The sequence below is a fragment of the Streptomyces sp. NPDC040610 genome, assembly GCF_055594065.1.
In genome coordinates this window covers 39043-53139 of record NZ_JBVIXA010000009.1, presented here as the reverse complement: position 1 = coordinate 53139, position 14097 = coordinate 39043, and the positions used below count along the sequence as shown (strand labels likewise).

The window sequence follows — 14097 nt, the reverse complement described above, 5'->3', positions numbered from 1 at the left end:
CGCCGTCGGCCGTCCCGCACGCGTGTCCATGGGCGGAACATTCCCCCGCCCGGCCGGGTGAACCTCAACAGGCGTTGCGAACAAGGGAGTTGAGGTGTGGGTGGTGTGCGCCGGTGCGAGCCGGAGTACTGGCGTATGCCCTCGGCCAGCGGCACTCGGACTGCAGGATTCCTGCAAGGCGGCCATCCAGTCCCCCCGGGCACGCTGGGCGCGTCCGAGCGACACCGCCGGTCCGACGGCGGGGAGACGGGGGAGACGACCATGAGTGTGACGATGCTGGAAGCGCACGGGCAACCCGTGCCCGTGCGCCCGGACGTGGAGCGCTGGGCCACCCGAACCGCCCGGCGCCGCGTGCTCGCCGTGGTGCACACGGTGACGTCGGGGCGGCGGCTCCTGGACGCGGTACGCCTCCTGGAGGGCGACTGGCGGGTGCAGGTGTTCTTCACCGCGGCCCCCGACGTGTTCAGCGGCGGGGTGGCCGACTTCCTCGACGGGCTGCGCGCCCTGGTGCTGCCGTGGAGCCAGGCCGTGCAGACGGTCTTCGACCTCGCGCTCGCCGCGGGCCACGGCGGCTTGCACGAACTGCACGCGCCGGTGGTCGTGCTGCCGCACGGCGCCGGGCACAACAAGATCGTGCGGGCCCGGCGGGGCGGGGCCGTCGCCGCGCGCGGCGTGTACGGGCTGAGCAGGCAGCGGCTCGTACGGGACGGGTCGGTGATCCCCGAGGCGATCGTCCTCGCCCACCGGGAGGAACTGGAGCGGCTCGGCCGCGAGTGCCCCGAGGCGGTGCCCGTCGCCGAGGTCGTCGGCGACCCCTGCTTCGACCGCGTCACCGCGAGCAGGCCCGCGCGGGCGCTGTACCGGCAGGCCCTGCGCACCGGCGCGGGACAGCGGCTCGTCCTCGTCTGCTCCACCTGGGGGCCGGGCTCGCTCCTCGGCTCCTGCGGCCGGGAGCTGATCGAGCGCCTGATGGCCGAACTGCCGCCCGCGGACTACCGGGTGGCGGCGCTGCTGCACCCGCACGTGTGGCACTCCCACAGCGAATGGCAGGTCCGCAGCTGGTTCGCGGGGCTCAGCAGGGACGGGCTCGGCGTCGTCAGCCACCGCGCCGACTGGGTCGGCGCGCTCGTCGCCGCCGACTTCGTCGTGGGCGACCACGGCTCCGTGTCGCTGTACGGCGCCATGACGGGGCGGCCGGTGCTGCTCGCCTGCCTGCCCGACGCCGACGTGGACCCCGGCTCGCCGATGGCCGAACTCGGCTCGTTCGCGCCCCGGCTGCACGACGACAAGCCGGTACGCCGCCAGCTCGCGCGCGCCGCCGCCACGTACCGCGCGGACCTGCACGAGCGGGTCGCCGCCCGCATCAGCTCCGAGCCCGGCCGCTTCGCACGCAAGATGCGCGCCCTGCTCTACCGCAAGCTCCGCCTGCGCCCGCCCGGAGCCCTCCCGGCCACCGAACCGGCCCGGCTGCCCCGCGTCCTGTCGTACGACGAGCCGGGGAGCGTCGCGTCATGGCGCTGACGGCCCACGTGACGACCACGGCCGTGGTGAGCCGTGTCGAGCGTGTCCGGGTGGCCCTGCGGTGGCCGGAACGCGGCGTGGACTTCGTGGACGAGCACGTGCGCGTGGCGCTGCCCGCGCCGGCGGGCTGGGCGCGGGCCGGGGACGTGCTCCACGAGGCGTCGGCCGCGCCGGGGCGTGCGGTGCGGGTCGCTTCCCGGCACCCGGGGGCGTTGGTCGTGGCCGTGTACGACGGGGAGGTGTGCTCCCTGCGGGTCGGGTCGTGCGATGCGCTGGTGCGCGCGGCCCAGGGGGTGGGGGTGCCGCCTTGGCCGGTCTGGGCTTCGTTGGCGCATGCGGTGCTTGCGGCTGCGGGTGGGGGGTGGTTTCCCGCCGCTACCGCGGCGGGTGTTTCCCGCCCGCCCGTTTCCAGTTGACCAGGAGGTGACGGCCTCAGTGGGGGGTACTCGACGTTGGCGGTTGCGGTGCTGTGTCCCCGGCAGGGGGCCGGTCACTGGTCCGGCAGGGACTCCAGGCGGGACCTGGCCGTGTCCGCGTCCGGGGACGTGGCGCGGCCCGCCGTGCCGTAGAGGGTGAGGGCCTCGGCGTAGCGGGTGCGGGCCGTGGCCGGGTCGCCGCGGTGTTCGGCGAGTTCGGCCAGGGCGTGCAGGGCGCGGGCCGACTCGTAGGCCGCCGACATGGCGCGCAGGGCGGTGAGGGCGGGGGCCAGGTGGGTCTCGGCCAGGTCGGGTTCGTCGCGGGCCAGGTGGGCGCGGCCGAGCAGGACGGACGCGCGGGCCGCGTTGTACGTGTCGCCCGCGTCCCGCAGCGTCGCGTGCGCGGCCGTCGCGTGCCGGGCCGCCTCGGTGGGGCGGCGCCGGGTGAGGGCCACGTCGGCGAGGTTCAGTCGGGCCAGGCCGCCCGCGCGGACGTCACCGACGCCCGGCAGGGTCTCCGCGGCCCGGGTGAAGTAGCGGGCCGCCTCGTCGAGCCGCCCCAGACGCTGGTGGGCCAGACCCCGGTAGTTGAGCGTCCGGGCGTGCCCCAGCGCGTTGCCGTCGGCCCGGAACTGGCGGGCCGCGCGCTCGAACATCGCCAGGGCCCGCTCGTGGCAGCCCATGCCCAGCTCGCCCACGCCGCCGGAGGTGAGCATCCGGCACTGCGCCGCCGTGTCGCCGAGCCCCTCGGCAGCGGCGAGGCCCTCGTCGTGCGCGGCCCGCCACTCCGCGTAGAACTTGCGGCGCAGGAAGAGCGGCCACAGGGCGTCGGCGAGCTGCCAGGTGACCGTGGGGAAGACCGTGCGGGCGAGGCGCAACACCGCCATCAGGTTGGGCAGTTCGCGCTCCTGCCAGTCCAGGGCCGCCTCCGCGCCCGCGCCGAACTCCTCCGTGAGCACCGGCCCGGGGCCGTGGTCGCGGGGCAGGGTGCGGTGCTGCGGGTCGACGGCCCACTCCGCGGCGGTCGCCGTGGCGAGATAGTGGTCGGCGATCCGACGCAGCGCCGCCGCGCGCTCCCACGGCGGCTCGTCCTGCACGGCCTTCGCCGCCGCGTGCAGCCGGACGAGGTCGTGGAAGCGGTGGCGGTCCTCGTCGGCGTCGGTGAGCAGGTTCGCCTCGTGCAGCAGGTCGAGGAGCGCGCGGGTCCGGGCGGCGCCGGGGGAGGCGGCCGCCGGTGCGGTCCGCGCGGGCCCGGACGGTGCCCCCGCGTCGATGGGCGCCGGGTCGGGCGCGGCCAGCGCGGCGATCGCCACCGCGTCCCCGAACTCCGTGCCCGGGTGCAGTCCGAGCAGCCGGTAGAGCCGCGCGGCCTCCGGCGGCAGCTCCTGGTACGTGAGGTCGAGGGCCGCCCGCACATTGTGGTCGCCGTCGATCGCCAACCCCTCCAGCCGGTCGTGCTCCTCGGCGAGCGCCCGCACCATCGTGGTGATCCCGCGCCGGGGCCGGGCCGCGAGCCGCGCCCCGGCGACCCGCACCGCCAGCGGCAGCCCCGCGCACAACTCGACGAGGGCGCGGGCCTGTTCGGGCTGCGCGTCCACGCGGTCGTCGGCGAGCGTGGCGGCGAGCAGCTCCACGGCCTCGTCCACGCCGAGCGGCTCCAGCTGCACGGAGTGACAGCCGTCGACGGTCAGCCCCGGCATCCGCCAGCGGCTGGTCACGACGGTCACGCCGGTGCCGCCCGGAAGCAGCGGCCGGACCTGCGCGGCGGACGCGGCGTCGTCCAGGAGCACCACGAGCCGCAGCTCCGCCGTCAACGACCGGTACAGCGCGGCCCGTTCGGCGAGCCCCGCGGGGACCTGCCCGGCCGGTACGCCGAGCGCGCGCAGGAACCGGCCGATGACCTCGCCCGGGTCGGCGGGCCCGCCGGGCGACTGGGCGCCCAGGTCCGCGTACAGCTGGCCGCCGGGGAAGTCCGGGCGCAGCGTGTGCAGCCAGGCGAGGGCGAGCGCGGTCTTGCCGACGCCGCCGAGGCCGCTGACCGCGACCAGCGTGTGGTGGCCGGCGTGTCCGGCCCGGCGCCGCTGGCGTTCGAGCAGGCCGAGTTCGGCGGTGCGGTCGGTGATGCGGGCGGCGGGCGGCAGCTGCCAGGGCGGGCGGGGCGGCGGGTGCGGGGGCGTGGGCGACTGGATGTGGATGCCGCCGTACACGGTCTGGGCCTGTACGGCCGCGCCGTGCACCGTCCCGCTCAACTCGTTCTGGCCGCCCTGCTCCTGCCCCCGCACCGAGCACCCCCTCCGCCCCGGCTCCATGCGAACCGGCCCCGGTAGGGCATCCTTTCCGTACAGGCGAGCGGTATCCGCGGTGCGGCCGGGGCGCGTCGGAGGCGGCCGAAAGGCGACCCTCGGGTGCCGGTCGGGGGGGCGACCGTCAGCCCGGGAACGGCACCCGCAGCCACGGGCTGTCCGGATCCGTCGTCAGCGCCCGGTGCGCCCGCAGCACCGACGTGTACCACGTGCCGAACTCCTCCTCGTCGAAGTGCAGACAGCGGCCCAGGATGTAGCCCGCGGAGAACTCCTCCCAGGACGCGTACGCCGAGCGGGTCCCCTGCGCCACGCGTTCGAGGGCGGTGACCAGTTCGGTGTGGGTGGCGTAGCGGGCACCGCGGCCCCAGCGGGCCATCTTGGAGGCGCGGCCGAGGTCCCAGGCCGCGACGGTGGCGACATGGCCGTCCGGCGGCAGCAGGCCGTCGGCGCGGAAGCGGGCCTCGTAGCGCAGGACCTTGCCGACCAGGGCGCGCAGCGCGTCGACGAACTGGTCGAGCTCCGGGTCGTCGCCGGGGCGGTGCGGCACGTCGGGTCCGCCGGTCTCCACGACGCGGTTGCGCAGGGTCACCTCGACGCAGCGGCGCCACAGCTCCGCGTCCAGCGGCGGACCCTGCTCGGCGAGCACGGCGGTGCGGGCGCCGAGGACGAAGTCCCAGTACCAGGGGCTGACTTCACGGTTCAGGAGGCGCTCCTGCACGCCGTGCCACTCCTCGCGGTCCCGCACGCCCCACCACTCCTCCAGGCGCGCCACCTCGTTGGTGTAGCCCGCGCCGTGCCAGTCGAGGGTGTTCCAGGGCGCGCCGTTGGCGAAGCACAGGTGGGCGCCGCAGGCCAGGCCGTGCAGGACCGGGCCGTCCGGGGCGCCGGTGCGGCGGGTGTCCACGCGGTCGTCGATCCGCCCCGGGCGGTGGTGCTCGTCGTGCAGGTCGGCCCAGACCTGCCGCTCCTCGTCCGTGGTGAGGTAGTACTGCTCGCACGGCGTCTGGGTGTTGACCACCATCACGTCGATGTCCTCGGGCCACTGGCGCGCCAGGGTGCCGAGCGTCACGTACTCGTACACGACGTCGGGGTGCGGGCGCGGCAGCAGACCGGCCGTGTACACCTGCGCCACCCTGCGGCCGTCGGGGACCTCCACGCTGAACAGGGGCGGGGCGTCCGGCGCCGCCGCGAGGTCGGTGAGCAGCACCGGGCGGTACAGGCCCTCGACGGCGAGCGCCCGCAGATAGCCGTAGCCGTCCTCCGCCCCGATCAGCTCGTACAGGTGCTCCTCCAGGTCGGCGGGCGCCTGCCAGCGGGTGCCGTCCTGCGGCGCCGGGACGACCGGGAACACGTCGTCGTGGTAGTCGTCTTCGGCTGCCGCGTACATGGCCGCATGCTCGCTTCCGTGCTGGGGATGATCTTTCCCGAACGGTATCCGACGCGGCGCGGGGCTCCCTCAGTCCAGCACCCGCAGGGGCAGCGACTTGAGGCTGTTGATGAAGTGCGAGACCAGCCGTACCGGTGGCCCGGCGAGCCGCGGATCCGGCACGGCGGCGAGGAACTCCTCGTAGAATAGGGCGAGTTGCAGCCGCGCGAAGTGCGCGCCCAGGCAGACGTGCGGGCCGCCGCCGAACGACACGTGCGGGTTCGGCGCGCGCCGCAGGTCGAGCCGATCGGGCTCGGCGAAGACGCGCTCGTCGCGGTTGGCCGAGGCGTGGAAGACGACGACCTTGTCGCCGCGCCGGACCGGCCGCCCGGCCAGCTCGGTGTCGCGGGCCGCCGTCCGCCGGAAGCTGAGCACCGGCGGATGCCAGCGCAGCAGCTCCTCCACCGCGCCGGGCACCGGGGCCGCCCCCGACCGCAGCGCGGCGAGCTGGTCCGGGTGCTCGGCGAGGGCGAGCACCCCGCCGGGCGCGGCGCCGCGCACCGTGTCGTTGCCCGCGACGGTGAGCAGGAAGAAGAACATCTCCAGCTCGCCCGCCGCCAGTTCGGGCGTGGTGGCGAGCGCCGTGAGGATGTCGTCCCCGGGGTGGAGCCGCTTGTGCGCGGCGAGTTCACCGGCGTACGCGAACATGTCCGCCAGCATCGCCGGTGACCGCGGATTCACCGGTTGCCCGCCGGGGCCGAGCACCGGCTCGCCCGCCTCGTCCGGGTCCTGGTAGCCGATGACCCGCCGCGTCCAGTGGAGCAGCAGCCCCCGGTCGCTCTCCGGCACGCCGAGCAGGTCCGCGAGGTTCAGGAGCGCGTAGTCGTCGGTCACCGCGGGGACGAGGTCGAAGGCGCCGTCCCCGGCGCGGGCCCCGGCCACCGCCCTCCCGAGGAGCGCCCGGGCCCGCTCCCGCGCCCGCTCCTCGAAGCGGGCGATCCGGCGCGGAGTGAAGGCGCGGCTCACGAGCGTGCGCAGCCTGCCGTGCCCGGGCGGATCCTGGTTGAGCATCATGCGGCGGATGAACGGCAGGTCGTCCGGGTCCGGGTCGCGGATCTGGGTGGCGCCGTCGTACGAGGAGTACGTCGCCGCGTCCTTGAGGACCGCCGTCACGTCCGCGTGCCGCGTCACCGCCCAGAACCCGGGCCCCGCGGGCCAGCCGAGCACGGCCGGTTCCTCCTGCCGGGCGACGGGGTGGTGGTCGCGCAGGACACGGTAGCGGTCGTAGGGCACGCCGTCGGCGTACAGGCGCGGGTCGAAGACGTCGGGGAGCGCGGCGGCGGGACCGGGCGGTGGGGTCATGCGCCGGGGGCGCCGGGCGCGGCCTGTTCCGCGCCGTCGTCGGCCCGCAGGAAGTCCTCCACCGCGCGGATCAGGTCGAGGGGCGCCTCGTCCATCGCGTAGTGCCCGGCGCCCGGCAGGTCCACCAGCTCGCCGCGCGCGAACCAGGTCAGCCAGGTCTGCCGCATCAGGTCCGCCGACAGGGCCGGGTCGAGGGCGCCGGTGACGGCGAGCGCGGGCACCTGGCAGTTGTCGAGGCGCGTGTGGAAGTCGTCGCCCGTCCAGGAGTCGAGCCAGGCCCGGAACGCCTTGGCGTCGCTGCACGCCAGGGACCGGGCGACCATGCGGCCGAGCCAGGCCTCCGGACGGACCCCGCCCGTCGTCACGTCGATGATGGCGCGCCGGTTCTCCGGCCGGTGCGCGGCCGACGCGAACAGCTCGCCCTGCTCGGGCGGCAGCGGCAGGCCCGACGCGGGCACCGGCGAGATGCCCACGATCCGCCGCACCCGGTGCGGCGAGAGCGCCACCACGCGCTGCGCCACGCTCCCGCCCATCGAGTGCCCCACCAGCGAGAACCGCTCCCATCCGAGCCGGTCGGCCAGATCGACGAGGTCGGCGGCCCCTTCCGCGGTGGTGTACGAGCCGACGGCGTCCCTGGCCTCGCCGTACCCCCGCAGATCCACCAGGGCGTACTGGAAGGCGTCGGTGTCGAGGTCGGCGAGCAGCGGCGCGTACGCCGAGCGGTCCGCGAACCAGCCGTGCACGGCCAGCACCTTGTGGGGTCCTTCGCCGATCAGCTGATGAGGAAGTATGAAGGCGGTCACGTCGGTCACCATGGCCGGGACCGGCGGGTCGCGCAAGAGTGCCGTCGTGCCCCGGGGGCCGGGAGCGGCGGGGCGAAACTCCCCGTGTGCGTGGGAAGTTGGCTGACTTCCTGCGGGCGGTGCGCGCTGATGGTCACAATGTGGCATGGCCATCCGCCACCTCAACTACCGGCTCGACGAGGAGTCGGTCACCGGCGCCGTCCGGCTGGTTCCTGTCCCTGTCCCGCCCGGCTCCGCGTACGGATCCGGGCCCGGCCCCGGGGCCGCGTCCGCCGCACCGGAGGGCGCTTCGACGGCTGCTCGGGCGTCGGCGTCTGCCTCGGGTTCGGATTCCGGGGGTGCGTCGGGGCTGGTGCCCGCGCAGGCGTCCGGCTCGGAGTCCGGCTCGCGGTCCGGCGTGGAGTCCGGTTCGCGGTCCGGCGTGGAGTCCGGCGTGGAGTCCGGTTCGTCGGCGGACGACGTGGAAGTCGCCGAGTGGGTGGCGCTCGCCGTCGGCGCCGGGCGCGGACGGGGCGCGGACGGGCTCGGGAGCGAGGCGCGGTTCAGCTTCAGCAGGCTGCCCGACGGCGCCAGCCTGCTGTGCCGCACCGGCGGTACCGAACGCGGGGTCCTTGCCATTCACCTCACCGGGGCCGACACGGCACACTTCGCCGAGGAGTGGCCGGTCACGCTGCTCGCGGCCGGGTCGGCCCTCGCCGCCGACACCCCGGCCGACGGGAACGCCGACGCCCACTCCAGTGAACTCCCGGGCCCCGGCGGCCCGTTCGGCCACGACGAGCTGGCCGCCTTCGCCCGCGCGCACGAACCCCGCGTCGCCCCCTTCCTCGCCGACGTGCGCCGCCTCTTCGACGACCCGGCCGGGCGCCAACTCGTCGTGGCCGAGGAGAGACCGGACACCGTCGCCCGCTGGATCGCGCTGGCCTGCGCCTCGCTGCCGCCCGCGTACGTCCCCTCGCTGACGTTCACCACCCGGGCCGCCGACCCCGGCCGGGCCCCGCAGCACATCGTCGGCATCGGCCCCGACGCCGACTTCGACCGCTTCGACGTCACCACGCTCGACCACCTCTACCGCGTCCACGACGGCCTCGACGGCCCCGGCAGCCCGCCCGCCACCGACATCTGGGCCACCTGGACGGCCCGCTTGTGGATCGCGGGCGTACCGCTGCCCCGGCCCACGGTTGGCGCCACCACCGCCGACACGGCCGCCGCCACTGCTGCCATCGCCCACGCGGACGCCCCCGACGGCCGCGACGACCCGGCGGACTCCGGCACTGGAACCGACCCCGCCCCCGACTCCTACGCCTTCTCGCCGACCCGGCTCGTGCCCGCCCTGCTCCGCGCGGGCCTGCTGTCCGGCGGCGACCTCGCCGAGCTGACGGGCGACGTGCGGCGGGACGCGGTGGCCGCGCTGGTGGAGGCGGTGCGCGTCAGCGGCGGGGGTCCTTCTCCGGGCCGTACGGGAAGGGGGCCTTCGGCGAGTCGTACCGGCGAGGGCGCGTCGGCAGGTCGTACCCGCGAAGGCTCTTCGGCGCCCGGCACCGCACCCCCCACCGTCCCCGCCGCCGACCTGGCGCCCCCTCCCATCGACCCCACCCACCTCACCGCCCTCTGCCAAGAGCTGCACGCCCACGCCCCGGACGCCGCCGAGCCCCTCGCGCTCGCCCTGGCCCGGCACCGCCTCGGTGGCGCCGACCCGGGCGAGCTGGCCGGGGAACTGGCCGCGGTCTGCGAGGAGTTGCCGCTCGGTGCCCACGGCAAGAGGACGCTGCGGGCCGAGTACGGCGGGGACGCCGACGAGGCGCTGTGGCGGGCCCTGCGGGAGCCCCCGGAGGCCTGGGTGGAGCCGCTGCGGCTCGCGCTCGCGGTCGCCGCCGACGGCGGGCGCGGCATCGACGCGGCGCTGAAGCGGCTCGCCCGCGCCCTGCGCACCCCCGACGGCACCGACCGCGAACAGGCCGTGCACGTCCTCGACGCCGTCGACTACGCCCCCCTGACCCGGCGGGTCCTGAAACTGCTCGGCTCCGACGGCGGCATGGGGCGGCTCGACCTGCTGCGGGAACTCGCCGCATCGCCGCAGGGCGACTGGCTGCGCCGCAACCTCGACGACAACTCGCCGCCGCCACTGCGCCTGGCCGCGGCCGCCGCCCAGTGGAGCGGCCCCGGCAACGGGCTGCGCGGCGCCGAGCTGTTCGGCAAGCTCGCCGAGACCCTGCCGGGGCGCCGGGTGAGCGACGCGGCGACGCTGCGGCAGGTGTGGCGGCTGGTGTGGCGCGGCGCCGACCCCGCGCCCGCCGAACTCCCCTGGCTCGCCCGCACCTGCACCGTGCCGCTGCTCGTCCAGGCGGGCCTCGGCAGGCACATCACCGGCGTCGTCACGGCACCCGACCGGTTCGACCGGGAGACCGTCACCTTCGCCCGCGACCTGCTCCACGACCGCGGCCTGAACCGCTACCAGCGTGCCACCGCCCAACTCCTCGTCCTCGCCCAGGACCTGGCCGACCGCAGGATCGCCCTGCCGCAGAGCGTCCACCGGCTGCAGGCGCTGCACGTCGACGCGGCCCCGCTGGCCGTCACCGTGCGCCGGGGCGTGGGCGAGTTCGTCGCGGTCGCCCTCGTCCACGCCGAGGCCCAGCAGCTCGCCCGCCCGCCCGTGTACGACTACCTGATCTCGGCCGGTCCCGAACTCCTCGACCACTACCGGCAGTTGATGCTCGACGACCGCAGACGCGACCAGCTCGAACGGGACCTGCCACGGCTACCGGAGGACATCAGCGCGTACTACTGCCTGTGGCGGCCCACACGGCGCCCCGGCGTCAGCCGCGACTGGCGGCAGGCCGCCCAGGAACTCCTCCACGAGATCCTCGCGCCGGTCGTGGCCCGCCTCGACGAGCGGGGCCTCAGCGAGGTGGCCACCGTCATCGCCCACCGCCAGGGCGAGGCCCGGCTGCGGGAGTGGAACGCCTGGCGCCACGGCTTCCGCTCCGGGTAGCCGCCGCCCCGCCCCGCCCGCCACGTCCCGCAACCGCGCCTCGTTCCCCGTACGTCACCGTGTACTGAGGAACCGTCAGCACCGACGAGGCGTACCGAGACCGTCAGCGCCGACGAGACCGTCAGCACCCGACCTGATCCACCCCGATCCACCTGGAGAGGACCAGCGTGAGCCGAACGAACAGCACCATCGTCACCGGTGAGTCCAGCGAGACCGCCGACAACTTCCCCGGCGGCTCCATGGCGAGCCGCCCCGTGCACTTCATCTGGATGCTCGACTGCTCGGGCTCCATGAGCGTGAACGGCAAGATCGGGCAGCTGAACTTCGCCATCCGCGAGGCCATCCCGGAGATGCGGCAGGCCGCCGACTCCAACCCCGCGGCCTCGCTGCTCGTGCGGGCCATCTCGTTCGCCAGCGGCGCGAGCTGGCACGTCGGCGAGCCGACCCCGGTCGACAGTTTCTCCTGGGAGGACGTGCACACCTACGGCGGCACCGACATGGGCGCCGCCTTCAAGCTGGCCGCGGGGGCCCTGGAGACCCCGCCGATGCCGCAGCGCGCCCTGCCCCCGGTGCTCGCCCTCGCCTCCGACGGCCAGCCCACCGACGACTGGCGGGCGGGCCTGCGCGCCATCGACAGCACGCCCTGGGGCAAGCGGGCCGTGCGCGTCGCCGTCGCCATCGGGGACGACGCGGACAAGAGCATGCTGAAGGAGTTCCTCGCCAACCCCGAACTGGAGCCGTTGCAGGCCAAGAACCCGCGCCAGCTCGCCGCCGCCATCCGCTGGATGTCCACCGCCGTCGTGAAGGACGCCTCCACCCCCAAGGTCGAGGACGCCAAGCCCGCGGCTCCGGTGGGCCCGCCGCTGACCAAGGGCGGCGACGAAGACGAGATCTGGTGACCGCGGTCCGTGCGCCGCTCGACCGGGCAGCGGACTGGGAGCTGCTCCGCGGCGCCGTCAAGGGCGTCGCCAAGAAGTACAGCCAGGACTGGTGCGCCGCCCAGGCCACCGCGGACGGCCGCGCCGTCGTCCTGACGGTCGCCGACGGCCACGGCTCCGCCGCGCACTTCCGCAGCGACCAGGGCGCCCGCTGGGCCGTCGAGGAGTTCACGGCCTGCGCGGAGGTCTTCGCGCACGAGGCGGTGCGGCTCGGCGCCGACGCGGCGAACTGGCCGGGGCTGCGCGCCGAGGCCAGGCTGCTGCCGCGGGCCGTCGGGCACCGCTGGCAGCAACGGGCCCTGGTGCACGACGCCAGCTCGCCCGCGCACGGAGCCGGGCCCGTCCGGCGCGCCGCGGCCCGCGCCCGCCGCGACCGGGAAGGACCGGCGGGTACCTGGGACCTCTCCGCGTACGGCAGCACCCTGCTCGGCGCCGTCCTGACCCCGCACATGCTGCTGTGCTGGCAGTTGGGCGACGGGGACATCGTGCTCGTCGACGACGGCGGCGTACCGCACACACCGCTGTCCACCGGGCCCGACATGGGCGACGAGACCGACTCGCTGTGCGAGCCGGAGCCCTGGCGCAAGACCCGCACCCACTGGCAGCCCCTCACCGGCGGCCCGCCGCCGGCCGTGCTCCTGTCCACCGACGGGCTCTCCAAGAGCTTCGCCGACCACCAGGGCTTCCTGGACTTCGCCACCGGCGTGTGCGAACGGGCCGTCGGACAGGGCGTCGTCGCCGTACAGGGGCAGCTGGAGGACTGGCTGGCGCGGGCGGCGAAGTACTCGGGGGACGACACGACGCTCGTGGCGGCCTTCGCGACGGGGACGGCGGCGAGCGCGGAGCGCGGCGCGCCCGGCACCGCGGCCGCCGACGCGCCCGGCACGGCACCGGAAGGAACGACAACGGCATGACGGAAGGAACGGGGACCGCATGAGCAACGGCATGCTCGCCACCGGCAAGAAGCTGGTGACCGAGGCCGGAGAACAGGTCACGGTCGGGGAGCTCTTCGGATCCGGCGGCCAGGGTGAGGTGTACCGCGTGTCCACGGTCCGCGGCGACCGCGCCGTGAAGTGGTACTACCCGCAGCTCGCCGACGCCCGCCAGCGGCACATCCTGGAAGGGCTCATCGAGAAGGGCTGGGACGACGACCGCTTCCTGTGGCCGCGGTCCATCGTCATGGACCCCGACGGCAAGGAGCCCGGCTTCGGCTATCTGATGGACGTACGCCCCGCGCGCTTCCAGGACCTGCCCGCGCTGTTCCGGCGCGACCCGTCCGTGAAGGAGGCGACGATGCGCACGCTGGTGACGGTCGCCCTGCACACCGTCGAGGCGTACCGCGCGCTGCACTCCAAGGGCATCGCCTACCGCGACATCAACTGGGGCAACATCTTCTTCGACCCGCGCACCGGCGACGTCCTGGTCTGCGACAACGACAACGCGGTCGTCGAGGGCGGCACCGCGGGGGTCGCGGGGACCATGGACTTCATGGCGCCGGAGCTGGTGCGCGGCGACCGGGGCGCGCAGCCCGGCACCCAGACCGACCTGCACTCCCTCGCCGTGCTGCTCTTCCTGCTCCTGATGAACGAGCACCCCTTCAACGGGGCGCTCGCCATGCGCATCCACTGCATGGGCGAGGCCGCCAAGCGCAAGCTGTACGGCACGGACCCGGTGTTCGTGTACGACCCGGCGGACACCCGCAACCGTCCCGTCGTCGGTGAGCAGCCGACCGTCATCGCGACCTGGGCGGCGCTGCCGCAGATCCTGCGGGACCTGTTCGTGCAGACGTTCACCGACGGCCTGAAGGCGCCCGCGAAGCGGGTCCGCGAGACGCAGTGGCGGGACGCGCTCAGCCAGGTCCTCGACGCCATCACCCAGTGCCGCGTGTGCGGCAGGCAGAACCTGACCCAGCCCGACGGCGCGCCGCCGGACTGCTGGAAGTGCGGTCGGCCTCTCCAGCTCCCGCCCCGCCTGGAACTGGTCACCGCCACCGGCACCACCCTGCGCACCCGCCGCGGCATCCGCCTCGACCCGAGCGCCCGCGTGTACGCCCACCACCTGGACGGCGACCCCGACCGGCACGACTTCCGCGCCGTCGTCGGCGAGGTCACCGAACACCCCAAGCAGCGCGGCCGGTACGGCCTGACCAACCGCACCCAGAACGTCTGGACGGTCCGCAAGGACGACGGTTCGGTACGCGAGGTGGAGCCGGGCCGCACCATCGCGCTGCAGTCGGGGCTGCTCCTGGAGTTCGGGGGCGGGGTGGAGGCGGAGGTCAAGGAGTAGGGGGGCGGGGAGTCCGGGAGTCCGGGGCTCCGGGGATTCCGGGGCTCCGGGGGCTCCGGGGTTCCGGGGCTCCGGGGCTCCGGAGTCCCCGGCGAGGCAGGGGAGCGGTGGGT

At 75.3% G+C, this 14097-nt stretch carries 10 protein-coding genes; 6 read left to right on the top strand and 4 right to left on the bottom strand.

Annotated elements, in window-relative coordinates; genetic code table 11:
- Positions 1-261: 261 nt before the first annotated feature.
- Positions 262-1521: a hypothetical protein gene (locus ACZ6AA_RS28100; protein ID WP_468455934.1), complete on the top strand. Its 1260-nt coding sequence runs from the start codon at positions 262-264 to the stop codon at positions 1519-1521.
- Entirely contained in the window at positions 1512-1937 is a 426-nt protein-coding gene (locus ACZ6AA_RS28095; protein WP_468455932.1) for a hypothetical protein, read from the top strand. Before ACZ6AA_RS28100 ends, ACZ6AA_RS28095 begins: the two co-directional genes overlap by 10 nt.
- Positions 1938-2011: 74 nt before the next feature.
- Here the strand turns inward: ACZ6AA_RS28095 and ACZ6AA_RS28090 are convergent, their stop codons facing one another.
- From ACZ6AA_RS28090 to ACZ6AA_RS28075, 4 genes are all read right to left on the bottom strand, one after another.
- Entirely contained in the window at positions 2012-4219 is a 2208-nt protein-coding gene (locus tag ACZ6AA_RS28090) for an ATP-binding protein (RefSeq protein WP_471460687.1), read from the bottom strand.
- A 145-nt stretch (positions 4220-4364) separates the two neighbouring features.
- A complete protein-coding gene (locus ACZ6AA_RS28085) occupies positions 4365-5627 on the bottom strand; it encodes a DUF1266 domain-containing protein (RefSeq protein WP_468481118.1) in 1263 nt (420 codons plus the stop codon).
- Between the two features lie 69 nt (positions 5628-5696).
- Positions 5697-6968 carry a cytochrome P450 gene (locus ACZ6AA_RS28080; RefSeq protein WP_471460686.1) on the bottom strand — a complete coding sequence of 424 codons (1272 nt, stop codon included), beginning with the start codon at positions 6966-6968 and terminating at the stop codon, positions 5697-5699.
- Positions 6965-7771 carry an alpha/beta fold hydrolase gene (locus ACZ6AA_RS28075; RefSeq protein ID WP_471460685.1) on the bottom strand — a complete coding sequence of 269 codons (807 nt, stop codon included), beginning with the start codon at positions 7769-7771 and terminating at the stop codon, positions 6965-6967. Before ACZ6AA_RS28075 ends, ACZ6AA_RS28080 begins: the two co-directional genes overlap by 4 nt.
- 145 nt (positions 7772-7916) lie before the next feature.
- On the opposite strand from ACZ6AA_RS28075, the gene ACZ6AA_RS28070 reads away from it, so the two are divergent.
- From ACZ6AA_RS28070 to ACZ6AA_RS28055, 4 genes are all read left to right on the top strand, one after another.
- Complete coding sequence (locus ACZ6AA_RS28070; protein ID WP_471460684.1) at positions 7917-10760, top strand: GTPase-associated protein 1-related protein; 2844 nt, start codon at positions 7917-7919, stop codon at positions 10758-10760.
- Between the two features lie 239 nt (positions 10761-10999).
- Entirely contained in the window at positions 11000-11659 is a 660-nt protein-coding gene (locus ACZ6AA_RS28065; protein ID WP_468456359.1) for a vWA domain-containing protein, read from the top strand.
- Positions 11656-12612, top strand: coding sequence for a protein phosphatase 2C domain-containing protein (locus ACZ6AA_RS28060; RefSeq protein WP_471460683.1), 957 nt, complete (start codon positions 11656-11658; stop codon positions 12610-12612). The genes ACZ6AA_RS28065 and ACZ6AA_RS28060 overlap by 4 nt, the downstream gene beginning before the upstream one ends.
- A 19-nt stretch (positions 12613-12631) precedes the next feature.
- Positions 12632-13984, top strand: a complete 1353-nt coding sequence (locus ACZ6AA_RS28055; RefSeq protein ID WP_468455920.1) for a protein kinase domain-containing protein — start codon at positions 12632-12634, stop codon at positions 13982-13984.
- The last annotated feature ends 113 nt before the right edge of the window (positions 13985-14097 follow it).

What these genes read in the sequence shown, in the direction of transcription:
- ACZ6AA_RS28100 (WP_468455934.1), top strand. Translation starts at nt 262, where the DNA reads ATGAGTGTGACGATGCTGGAAGCGCACGGGCAACCCGTGCCCGTGCGC.
- ACZ6AA_RS28095 (WP_468455932.1), top strand. Translation starts at nt 1,512, where the DNA reads ATGGCGCTGACGGCCCACGTGACGACCACGGCCGTGGTGAGCCGTGTC.
- ACZ6AA_RS28085 (WP_468481118.1), bottom strand. Translation starts at nt 5,627, where the DNA reads ATGTACGCGGCAGCCGAAGACGACTACCACGACGACGTGTTCCCGGTC.
- ACZ6AA_RS28080 (WP_471460686.1), bottom strand. Translation starts at nt 6,968, where the DNA reads ATGACCCCACCGCCCGGTCCCGCCGCCGCGCTCCCCGACGTCTTCGAC.
- ACZ6AA_RS28070 (WP_471460684.1), top strand. Translation starts at nt 7,917, where the DNA reads ATGGCCATCCGCCACCTCAACTACCGGCTCGACGAGGAGTCGGTCACC.
- ACZ6AA_RS28065 (WP_468456359.1), top strand. Translation starts at nt 11,000, where the DNA reads ATGGCGAGCCGCCCCGTGCACTTCATCTGGATGCTCGACTGCTCGGGC.
- ACZ6AA_RS28055 (WP_468455920.1), top strand. Translation starts at nt 12,632, where the DNA reads ATGAGCAACGGCATGCTCGCCACCGGCAAGAAGCTGGTGACCGAGGCC.